The sequence below is a fragment of the Streptococcus chenjunshii genome, from assembly GCF_003086355.1.
Lineage (GTDB): Bacteria > Bacillota > Bacilli > Lactobacillales > Streptococcaceae > Streptococcus > Streptococcus chenjunshii.
Window position 1 is genome coordinate 2,432,206 of sequence record NZ_CP031733.1, and the last position, 10,841, is coordinate 2,443,046.

The 10,841-nt window shown below is 36.7% G+C and carries 7 protein-coding genes and 3 tRNA genes; 6 read left to right on the plus strand and 4 right to left on the minus strand.

The window, feature by feature from the left end:
* Positions 1-125 precede the first annotated feature (125 nt).
* Complete coding sequence (gene trpS, locus DDV21_RS11645) at positions 126-1,148, minus strand: tryptophan--tRNA ligase (protein ID WP_116878245.1); 1,023 nt, start codon at positions 1,146-1,148, stop codon at positions 126-128.
* A gap of 177 nt (positions 1,149-1,325) precedes the next feature.
* Between trpS and DDV21_RS11650 the strand changes: the two genes are divergently transcribed.
* The gene (locus DDV21_RS11650) at positions 1,326-2,945 is read left to right on the plus strand and encodes an ABC-F family ATP-binding cassette domain-containing protein (protein ID WP_116878244.1); all 1,620 of its coding nucleotides are present in this window, start codon (positions 1,326-1,328) and stop codon (positions 2,943-2,945) included.
* Between the two features lie 324 nt (positions 2,946-3,269).
* The gene (locus tag DDV21_RS11655) at positions 3,270-5,846 is read left to right on the plus strand and encodes a YfhO family protein (protein ID WP_374936038.1); all 2,577 of its coding nucleotides are present in this window, start codon (positions 3,270-3,272) and stop codon (positions 5,844-5,846) included.
* Positions 5,847-5,909: 63 nt separating this feature from the next.
* Here the strand turns inward: DDV21_RS11655 and DDV21_RS11660 are convergent.
* Positions 5,910-5,983: transfer RNA gene (locus DDV21_RS11660), tRNA-Asn, on the minus strand.
* Positions 5,984-6,012: 29 nt separating this feature from the next.
* Positions 6,013-6,084: transfer RNA gene (locus DDV21_RS11665), tRNA-Glu, on the minus strand.
* A gap of 205 nt (positions 6,085-6,289) precedes the next feature.
* On the opposite strand from DDV21_RS11665, the gene DDV21_RS11670 reads away from it, so the two are divergent.
* The gene (locus DDV21_RS11670; protein WP_116879182.1) at positions 6,290-7,240 is read left to right on the plus strand and encodes an IS30 family transposase; all 951 of its coding nucleotides are present in this window, start codon (positions 6,290-6,292) and stop codon (positions 7,238-7,240) included.
* Positions 7,241-7,374: 134 nt separating this feature from the next.
* A tRNA-Arg gene (locus tag DDV21_RS11675) sits at positions 7,375-7,448 on the plus strand.
* Between the two features lie 253 nt (positions 7,449-7,701).
* Here the strand turns inward: DDV21_RS11675 and rlmH are convergent.
* Positions 7,702-8,181, minus strand: coding sequence for a 23S rRNA (pseudouridine(1915)-N(3))-methyltransferase RlmH (gene rlmH, locus DDV21_RS11680; RefSeq protein ID WP_116878859.1), 480 nt, complete (start codon positions 8,179-8,181; stop codon positions 7,702-7,704).
* A 192-nt stretch (positions 8,182-8,373) separates the two neighbouring features.
* Between rlmH and DDV21_RS11685 the strand changes: the two genes are divergently transcribed.
* On the plus strand, positions 8,374-9,582 hold the full coding sequence (locus DDV21_RS11685; RefSeq protein WP_374936049.1) for a S1C family serine protease: 1,209 nt from the start codon (positions 8,374-8,376) through the stop codon (positions 9,580-9,582).
* 288 nt (positions 9,583-9,870) lie between these two features.
* Positions 9,871-10,638, plus strand: coding sequence for a ParB/RepB/Spo0J family partition protein (locus DDV21_RS11690; protein WP_116878857.1), 768 nt, complete (start codon positions 9,871-9,873; stop codon positions 10,636-10,638).
* The last annotated feature ends 203 nt before the right edge of the window (positions 10,639-10,841 follow it).

Consider the following 10,841-nt stretch of genomic DNA (forward strand, 5'->3'; position numbering starts at 1 on the left):
AAAGTATTGATACAAAAAAACAGATTTAACCGGCAGGCTCTGCAGCAATCATTTTAATTATCAAAACTGCATCTTACTATACATAAAAACTGCTCAGATACAGCTATCTAAACAGTTAAATCACTTTAAAAATAATTAATCCCCATCGCTGCCTTTACTTCATCTAGAGTTTGGCCTGCGACAGCTCGAGCCTTTTCACTGCCTTTTTTCAACATATTAAAGACCTCTCCTATATCGTTAGCATAATCTAGACGGCGCTGACGAATGGGTGACAGTTCGGCTTCTAAAACCTCAAGTAAATAACGCTTTGTTTTTACATCACCCAGTCCGCCTCTTTGATAATGCTCCTTCATTGCCTCTACCTCTGCCTTACTTTCTTCCGGAGCAAAAATATCCAAATAATGAAAGACCATATTTCCTTCAATCTGGCCGGGATCTTCAACATGTATATGCTGAGGATCAGTATACATACTCATTACTTTTTTCTTAAGAACATCAGCATCGTCGCTGAGATAGATTCCATTACCGAGTGATTTGGACATTTTCGCATTGCCATCAAGCCCTGGTAAACGGCCGGCAGCCTCGTTTACAGGGAAAATACCCTCAGGCTCAACTAAAACATCAGTTTGGTAAGTATGGTTAAAGCTGCGGACAATTTCACGTGTCTGTTCGATCATCGGTTTCTGGTCATTGCCAACAGGAACGTAATTAGCTTTAAAAGCTGTTATATCAGCAGCCTGAGATATTGGATAGACTAAAAAACCTGTCGGAATACTCTCGCCAAAACCTTTTTGTGCTATTTCTGTTTTAACTGTCGGATTACGCTCTAAGCGAGCTAAAGAAACTAAGTTCATATAATACATCGTTAATTCAGCCAGCTCGGGAATTTGACTTTGAATAAAAATTGTTGATTTAGCAGGATCAAGACCCACAGATAAATAATCTAAAGCAACGTTTGCGATAGAATCACGTATCTGTTCCGTATCCTTGGCATGGTCTGTTAAAGCTTGCTGGTCAGCTAAAAAAACAAACATTTCATATTTATTTTCATTTTGTAACATTACACGGTTTTTAAGACTGCCGGCATAATGACCCAAATGCAGTTTTCCTGTCGGACGGTCTCCCGTGAGAATAATAGGTTTTGCCATTCTTCGCTCCTAAACTTATGATAGTAATATTATACCACAACCTACCGAAGTTGTTGATTGCAGTATTATTTGCATGAATACTGCCGGCTATATATAATAAAGGCGGATAAATCTTGAAAAAGCAGCTTTTTTTATGTAGAATGAAAAGAATATAAGATAATAAAATGAGGTGGAAAATTGCTAACAGTTTCAAATGTGTCACTGCGATTCAGTGATAGAAAATTATTTGACGAAGTTAATATTAATTTTACAGCAGGAAATACTTATGGTTTAATCGGTGCTAATGGAGCCGGAAAATCAACTTTTTTAAAAATTTTGGCCGGAGACATTGAACCAACAACTGGCCAAGTGGCATTGGGACCAGATGAACGATTATCCGTACTGCGGCAAAATCATTTTGATTATGAAGAAGAACGCGTCATTGATGTTGTGATTATGGGCAATGAACAACTTTACAAGATTATGAAGGAAAAAGATGCTATCTACCTGAAAAGCGATTTTTCTGAAGAAGACGGTGTTCGTGCTGCTGAATTAGAAGAACAGTTCGCAGAGTCCGGCGGGTGGGAAGCTGAAAATGAAGCTGCTCAACTCCTGCAGAATCTTAATATAAAAGAGGACTTACACTACCAAACCATGAGTGAGCTCTCAAACAGTGATAAAGTGAAAGTACTGCTTGCAAAGGCTCTTTTTGGCAAGCCCGATGTACTCCTTCTTGATGAACCTACAAACGGTCTCGATATTCAGTCTATCACATGGTTAGAGGATTTCCTGATTGATTTTGAAAATACAGTTATTGTTGTATCACATGACCGCCATTTCCTCAATAAAGTGTGTACACATATGGCTGACCTTGATTTTGGTAAAATCCAAATCTTTGTCGGAAATTATGATTTTTGGAAAGAATCTTCAGAACTGGCCGCTCGCTTACAGGCTGATCGTAATGCAAAAGCAGAGGAGAAAATTAAAGAGCTGCAGGATTTTATTGCCCGTTTTTCTGCCAATGCTTCAAAATCTAAGCAAGCCACATCGCGCAAAAAAATGCTTGATAAAATCGAGCTTGAAGAAATTATTCCTTCGAGCCGTAAATATCCGTTTATCAGTTTTCAGTCTGAACGGGAAATAGGTAACGATTTACTGACTGTCGAAAATCTTTCTGTCAAAATTGATGGTGAGAAAGTTATTGATAATATCAGTTTTATTCTGCGGCCAGGTGACAAAACAGCATTGATTGGCCAAAATGACTTACAGACTACAGCACTCCTGCGAGCTTTAATGGGAGACATTGATTATGAAGGCACTGTAAAGTGGGGAATTACAACGAGCCGTTCGTATTTACCCAAGGATAATTCAAAAGACTTTTCTTCTGACATATCTATTCTTGAATGGCTTCGTCAGTTTGCCAGCAAAGAAGAGAATGATAATACTTTTCTTCGCGGATTTTTGGGACGTATGCTTTTTTCTGGAGATGAGGTAAACAAATCTGTCAATGTTCTCTCAGGAGGTGAAAAAGTACGTGTGATGCTGGCAAAATTAATGCTGCTCAAAGCTAATGTTCTTGTTCTTGACGATCCTACAAACCATTTGGACCTAGAATCCATTTCAAGTCTTAATGACGGTCTTAAAGATTTTAAAGAATCCATGATCTTTACCAGTCACGATCACGAATTCATCCAAACCTTAGCTAACCATATTGTAGTGATTGCTAAAAATGGAAGCATTGACCGTATTGATGAAAGTTATGATGAATTTTTAGAAAATACTGAGGTACAAAACAAAATAAAAGAGCTTTGGCAATAACAGACGTTTCTCTTTTTGTCGTTTCAAAAAATTATGTCTTAATATTTTGGATAAATAATATCTTATTTAATGAAAATCAAAACCAAACTGTTTGACAGTTTGGTTTACAACTTTTACCAACCTGAAAAAGCTGTAAGCTTTTAGCAAATCTTGTATCAAACTATTCTTGACAGGTAACTTGACAAACCTTTACAGAACTGTAAATAAGTTGTGAATGTGCCTGATTTTAAGTGTAAAACATGTCAAAAATAACAGTTACAGCCTAGTTTTAAATTTCAAAGAGAATCTTTTCTTCTGAAACAATAAGTATGGTAAGGAAAGGATATTATGACAATTTTAAAAAAATACAGTACTGTTCTTTATTATTCAGCAAGCTTCTTACTTCCGTTTACTATCATATTTTTTGCTCTTCTTAGTCAAAATATTTTTTGGGGAAGTGATACAACCATTCTAGCCAGCGATGGTTTTCACCAATATGTTATTTTTGCTCAGAATCTGCGAAATATTTTGCATGGAAAAGATAGCATTTTTTATACATTCACCAGCGGTTTGGGGCTTAACTTTTACGCCCTAATGAGCTATTACTTAGGAAGCTTTTTATCACCTTTTGTTTACTTTTTTAAACTGGATAATATGGCTGATGCCATTTACTTATTTACCTTAATCAAATTTGGTTTAATTGGCTTGAGCACTTATTTTAGTCTAGTAAGACTGTATCCTAAAAATAAGAAACTATTTACTTTAATTTTATCAACTTCTTATGCTCTGATGAGTTTTGCTGTCAGTCAAGCTGAGATTAATATGTGGCTCGATGTCTTTATGCTGCTGCCTCTCATTGTTTTAGGATTAAATCTTTTGCTGCAAAAAAGAAAATTTCTTCTTTATTACATAAGCTTAACTGTCCTATTTATTCAAAATTACTATTTTGGATACATGGTAGCAATATTTCTAACACTTTATTTTTTAGTTCAGCTGTTTTGGAACTTCAAAGGTAAACTGGTGTTAAGAAAAATCATAGACTTTACAGTTGTGTCAATATTGTCAGCTCTGTCAAGTTCAATAATGCTTTTACCTAGCTATTTAGACTTGTCAACACATGGTGAAGAATACAGTAAGCTGACAAGATGGTTGACAGATAACTCTTGGTATTTGGACTTTTTTGCTAAAAACTTTATCGGTTCATATGATACTACTAAGTTTGGTGCTGTCCCCATGATCTATGTTGGTCTTTTCCCATTGATATTCGCTCTTTTATTTTTTACAATAAAATCTATTAAAAAATCTGTGAGAATAGCTTATGCAGTTTTGATTTTCTTTTTCATTGCCAGCTTTTATTTAGAACCTCTGGATTTATTATGGCAGGGAATGCATGCACCTAATATGTTCCTACACCGCTATGCGTGGCTGCTATCATTTTTAATCATCATATTGGCAGCAGAAAGCCTTTCGAGGCTTCCTGAAATTTCTTTTAGACAGTATCTTTTCCCTCTTTGTTTCTTGACTATTGGCTTTGTAGCAACTCTTTTTTTCAATAAAAGGTATGAGTTTTTACAGCCTATCCATTATATTCTAACCCTGATTTTTCTTTTATCGTACGCTATTATCTTACTCAGCTTTTCAAAAAAGCAGCTTCCCCAACTTTTAATGCTCTGCTTTACACTGCTGTTTACAGTATTTGAAATCTCTTTAAATACTTACTATCAAATTACAGCTTTGGGAAATGAGTGGGTATTTCCGTCTCGTGAGGGCTACCAGAAAGATATGACAGGTATTGACAGTCTTGTCAACTATACGGAAAGCCATAATAAAACTTTCTTTCGTATGGAAAGACTCCTTCCACAAACTGGCAACGACAGCATGAAATTTAATTATAATGGCATTTCACAGTTTTCTTCTATCCGCAACCGAGCTTCCAGTTCAACTTTAGATAGATTAGGTTACAAATCTGATGGAACCAATCTTAACCTCCGTTATCAAAATAATACGTTAATTATGGATAGCCTCTTAGGTATTAAGTATAATCTCTCTAAAAATGCCCTTAATAAATTTGGATTTACACTAGTAACCGAAAAGGATGGAATAAATCTATATAAAAATTCATTTGCAAGTCAGTTAGCTATTTTAACACAAGAACCTTATCAAAATGTAAATTTCACTGTTAACACTTTAGATAATCAAACTAAGCTTCTGAACCAGCTTACTGGACTTTCTTACCGCTATTTCAGCAGGCTTCCTGCACAGATGGTCAGTGAAGGAAATACTCTCGGAAACAGAATAACCGTTTCAGGCGAAAATCAAGTAACAACAATTACTTACAGAGTTACTGTCCCCCAACAAAGTCAACTCTATGTCAGCATGCCCAATATAAACTTTGCTGATGATAATAGTGACACTGTTGTTATCAGAGTCAACGATACAACTAATGAATATACAACTGACAATACATACAGTTTTTTTGACATTGGAGCTTTCATGAATGAGCAAACGGTAGATATCAGTTTTACTTTCCCGCAGAACAGCCAGATTTCTTTTGACCACCCTAATTTTTACGCTCTAAACCTCAGCTACTATCAAGAGGCAATGAATATCATCAACAGTAAAGACACTAGAGTTACAACAAGTGCGAACAAGGTTACGGCAGATTATTCAACAGACCAAAAAAGCTCTCTGCTTTTTACCATTCCTTACGATAAAGGATGGACAGCTGAACAAAACGGCAAAGCTTTAAAAATTTCAAAAGCTCAAGGTGGATTTATGAAAGTTACTGTTCCGGAAGGCCAAGGAACAGTAACCCTGACATTTGTACCAAATGGGTTTAAAGAAGGTGTACTGCTCTCTGCTGTAGGTTTGACTGGATTTATACTGTATACTTTTCTAAATCGAAAACATAAAAAGAGTTAGGCGAATTTTTAACCTAACTCTTTTACATAAAAACCAGTATTTACTACTTGGCTTGTCTTATCACTCCGGCAGTAGGACTCGAACCTACGACATCATGATTAACAGTCATGCGCTACTACCAACTGAGCTATGCCGGATAAAGAAAAAACGCTGTGCAGCATTTTTATAGTCCGTACGGGATTCGAACCCGTGTTACCGCCGTGAAAAGGCGGTGTCTTAACCCCTTGACCAACGGACCATGAAACTAAGTGTCGGTTTTTCCTCAACACTCTTACTATTATATCAAAATAAAATGATTTGTCTACACTTTTTATAAATTTTTTCTTTTTTAAACTGAAAGGCTAAATTTTGAAAGTTCTAAAATGAAGTTAGCCACTTAGATGCAAAAAAACACCTCTATGTTACACTTGTAGTTGACGAAAACACAAGTAAAGGACATAGAGATGCAAGACCATTATACACCAACAGGCAAGCACTTGACAATAGCTGATCGCCGCTTGATTGAACGCTGGAAGCAAGAAGGGAAATCTAATCGTGAGATTGCAGGTCTCTTAGGCAAAGCTCCTCAAACGATAAACAACGAGATGAAACGTGGACTGGTCCTCCAACAGGTGCGTAAGGGGAAGTTTGAGAAGCTTTATAGGGCGGATAGAGCTCAGGAAGTGTATGAGATTAATCGAAAAAATAGCCGTAAAGCTGTTAGTCTCACGAAGAAAGTCAAGGAAACCATTGTCCACTACATCAAGCTGAAGTGGTCACCTGAGATGATTTCAAAACGTAAAGTCAACGTCCCACAATCCACCATATACTACTGGATGGACAAGGGGTACCTGGGGCTGACTAAGGCAGATAGGCTGTATCCAAGAAAAGGCAAATCCCCTAAGAAAACAGCCAGTCCTAATTTCATGCCTGTTGGAAAGTCGATTGAGGAGCGGCCTGAAGCGATCACTCAACGACTGGAGGCTGGGCATTATGAGATTGATACGGTTGTTCAGACACGGGCTAAAGCGCCTTGCTTTCTGACATTAACAGATCGAAAAACCAGGTATGAAATCATTCGTTACTTGCCCAGTAAGACAGCACAAGCCGTTAACGAAGCCTTGTCGAGCATTTTACAGGAATATCAGATCACGTCAATCACAGCTGATAATGGGGCAGAATTTGCTAGACTAAGCGAGATTTTTAGTGAAGAGAAGATCTACTATGCTCACCCTTATTGCTCTTGGGAAAGAGGCTCTAATGAGAATCACAACCGTCTTATTCGACGTTTCCTACCCAAGGGAAAAACAAGAGCGACCAGAAAACTGGCCACTCAGATTGAATGGTGGATAAACAATTATCCCAAACGAATATTAAACTACAAGACACCTAGAGAAATTGTATTCAGTGGCTAACTTCAACTTGAAATTTAGCAAAGGCTAAATTTCTGAAAGTTCTAAAATGGGCCTGCCTTCTAAAATGAATTAGCTAGGCTCTTATCTTTTTGTTGACATAAGAGCCGAATTTTTGATAAAATAATCAAGTTGAAGGTCTCATAGCTCAGCTGGATAGAGCATTCGCCTTCTAAGCGAACGGTCGCAGGTTCGAATCCTGCTGGGATCAAAGTTGAGGCAGACAAAAGTCCTGCCTCGTTTTTTTTTTTTTTTAAAACAGATGAGTTTGGCGCAGTGGTTGATTGGAAGTTCTTATTCCTTGCTGTGCAAAGGATAGCAGACTCTCTAATTAACCGTGCGGAGGCGGGACGACAAAGTCGGGATCATCATTTTATGACAGTTTACTGATTTTTGTCTCACTTTATTTTTCATAGTAAAAATCATACTTTCAATAAGAAAAGTTTCACGTGAAACTTTTCTTATTATTTATGATAAGGCCTTCCCTGCTGAATCATGAAAGCACGATAAATTTGTTCTGCCAATACCAATCGCATCAGCTGATGCGGTAAAGTAAGCAAACCAAAACTTATTAATAAATCAGCTCTGCTCTTAACAACGGGAGCCAAGCCTAAACTTCCGCCGATAACAAATGAAATATCAGAATACCCCTTTAAAGCAAAGGTTTCAAAAAGCTGGCTGAAGGCTTCTGAAGAAAGCTGCTTTCCTTCTATAGCTAAAGCAACAACGTAGTCTCGGCTGCCTAGTTTTGCAAGAATTCTTTTAGCTTCCTTGTCTAAAATTTTCTGTTTTTCAGCTTGACTGGCTTTATTGGGCGTTTGTTCATCAGCAAGCTCTATTATTTCAATCTTCGCAAAAGCATTCAAACGCTTTATATACTCAGAAACTCCCTCTCTAAGGTAATTTTCTTTAAGTTTGCCGACAGCAATCAGTTTTACTTTCATAAGCCTATTTTAGCACATTGCAGCACTTTTCACACCTTATCCACACCGAATCTTTTTATAATAATATTCTATTTCGTTTATGTTATCACTAAAAATTAATATTTTTAAAAAGTTTTCCACAAGCTGTGGATACTTTATTTTTTCTCCCTTTTAAGGTATAATTAAGCCAGTTTTGATATTTTTTAAGTCCATATCAGAAAGGCGGAGGATACAAAAGTGAAAAAATTAAAGTTCTGGTTGTTTCCATTACTCGTTATAATAGCTGGAATTATCGGCGGAATTTTAGGAACAACTATTACAAATTATTTTAATAACCATCCAGTAAATACCACAAAAACAAGCAATGTAACTTATAACAATACAACGGATACAACAGAGGCAGTTAAAACTATTCAAAATGCTGTCGTATCCGTTGTTAACTACCAGAAGCAGTCAGCTTCTTCAGATATGTATAATGACATATTTGGCGGAGACAACAGTTCGTCAGCAGAAGACGGCGACTCTGATTTGCAAGTCTACAGCGAAGGATCAGGGGTTATTTATAAAAAAGACGGTGATTCAGCCTATGTCGTTACCAACAACCACGTTATCGACGGCGCGGAACAAATTGAAATTCTTTTAGCTGATGGAACCAAAGTCGTTGGAAAATTGGTTGGAGCAGATACTTATTCTGACTTAGCAGTTGTCCAAATCTCTTCCGAAAATGTATCTACTGTAGCAGATTTTGCTGATTCTTCAAAGATTAATGTTGGAGAAATTGCTATTGCTATCGGTAGTCCCTTAGGCACTGATTATGCTAATTCTGTTACCCAAGGGATTGTTTCCAGTCTCAGCCGTACAGTGACTCTTACAAATGATAACGGTGAAACAGTTTCAATGAACGCTATTCAAACAGATGCAGCAATTAATCCAGGTAACTCCGGCGGAGCCCTTATTAATATTGAAGGACAAGTTATTGGAATTAATTCAAGTAAAATTTCTTCAACATCGGGCAGTGAATCTGTTGAAGGGATGGGATTCGCGATTCCGTCTAATGACGTCGTCAAAATTATTAATCAGCTTGAAGAAAATGGCGAAGTTGTCCGTCCCGCTTTAGGTATTTCTATGGCTAATTTAAGCGACTTATCAACCAGCGTGATTAATAAACTGAATATTCCTGACAGTGTAACAAACGGAATTGTTGTCGGTTCTGTACAATCAGGTATGCCAGCCAGTGGTAAATTAGAGCAGTACGATGTTATTACTGAAATCGATGACAAAGAAGTTACTTCCACAAGTGATCTTCAAAGTATTCTTTATGATCATGAAATCGGTGATTCTATTAAAGTAACTTTCTACCGTGGAAACGATAAGAAAACAGTAACTATCGATCTGACAAAAACCACTCAGGATTTGTCATAAAATAACTAAAAAACAACTATTTTGCGATGATACAGCACATGTTCTAAAAAGAATATTGTTTTTGGGTGGGGAAAAGTCATTTTATATGTGACTTTTTTCCACCCTGTTTTTCTGTATTTACCTGCTGCTAGGAAATTAAAATTGACTTTTTTATTAACTTTCCTAGAAGAAATCACCAGAAAAAACTTAATTCGGCCATTGAATTGCTGATAAGCCTAGAAGAGCTTCAGCGGGGCCAATATACTTTATTTAAACAGAGATTGATTAAACTTAATCCGAAGGAGTGCTATGACTGAAAAATTAGAATGGGTTGATATTAACAATATTAGCCCTAACCCTTATCAACCAAGAATTACTTTCAATGAAAAGGAACTGCTGGAGCTTTCTGCTTCTATTAAATCTAATGGTCTAATTCAGCCGCTTCTTGTTCGGCAGTCTAAAATTTTTGGGTATGAACTGATCGCAGGTGAACGGCGCTTAAAGGCGGCTAAATTGGCAAATTTGACAAAAGTTCCGGTAATTATAAAAAATGTTTCTGATAATGAGAGTATGCAGCAAGCTATTATCGAAAATTTGCAGCGTTCCGATCTCAACCCAATCGAAGAAGCTAAAGCTTATCAGCAGTTAATTGAAAAAAATGGGATGACTCATGATGAATTAGCAGATTTAATGGGTAAATCGCGCCCATATATTACTAACATGCTTCGCCTGTTAAATCTTCCTGATCAGTTGCTGCAGGCAGTGGAAAAGGGAGAGCTGTCTCAAGGGCATGCCAGAGTTTTATTAACAGTTGAAAACACTGAATCGCAAAAAGAATGGTTTGAAAAAATTATCAAAAACAAATTAAGTGTCAGACAAATTGAAAATGCAATCAAATCTTCTAAAAAACAAAAGCCTGTTGCTAAAAATCTCTTTATCAAACATAAAGAAAAAGAATTATCTCAATTACTAGGAACAAAAGTATCTCTTTCTGTAGGAAAGAAAGACTCAGGTTTTTTAAAAATTTATTTCCAATCGGAGGAAGAATTCAACAGGATTATCGACAATCTGTCTTAGGATGTGAATAGCTGATAAAAATGATACAGAACTGTCCACAGTATAAAGACCGTTTGAAAAGCTAGCTTATCTATCTCTATGTTGTTATCCACATACTGTGGATAACTTTCATTAACACTGTGAATCTTTTTTAGTGACTTGTGGAAAACTTTCTCGTTTTGTGATAGAATGAAAGGAGAATGACACGCAAGAGGAACCTATCA

Coding starts and splice junctions, on each gene's coding strand:
- trpS (WP_116878245.1), bottom strand. CDS start 1,148: ATGGCAAAACCTATTATTCTCACGGGAGACCGTCCGACAGGAAAACTG.
- DDV21_RS11670 (WP_116879182.1), top strand. CDS start 6,290: ATGCAAGACCATTATACACCAACAGGCAAGCACTTGACAATAGCTGAT.
- rlmH (WP_116878859.1), bottom strand. CDS start 8,181: ATGAAAGTAAAACTGATTGCTGTCGGCAAACTTAAAGAAAATTACCTT.
- DDV21_RS11690 (WP_116878857.1), top strand. CDS start 9,871: ATGACTGAAAAATTAGAATGGGTTGATATTAACAATATTAGCCCTAAC.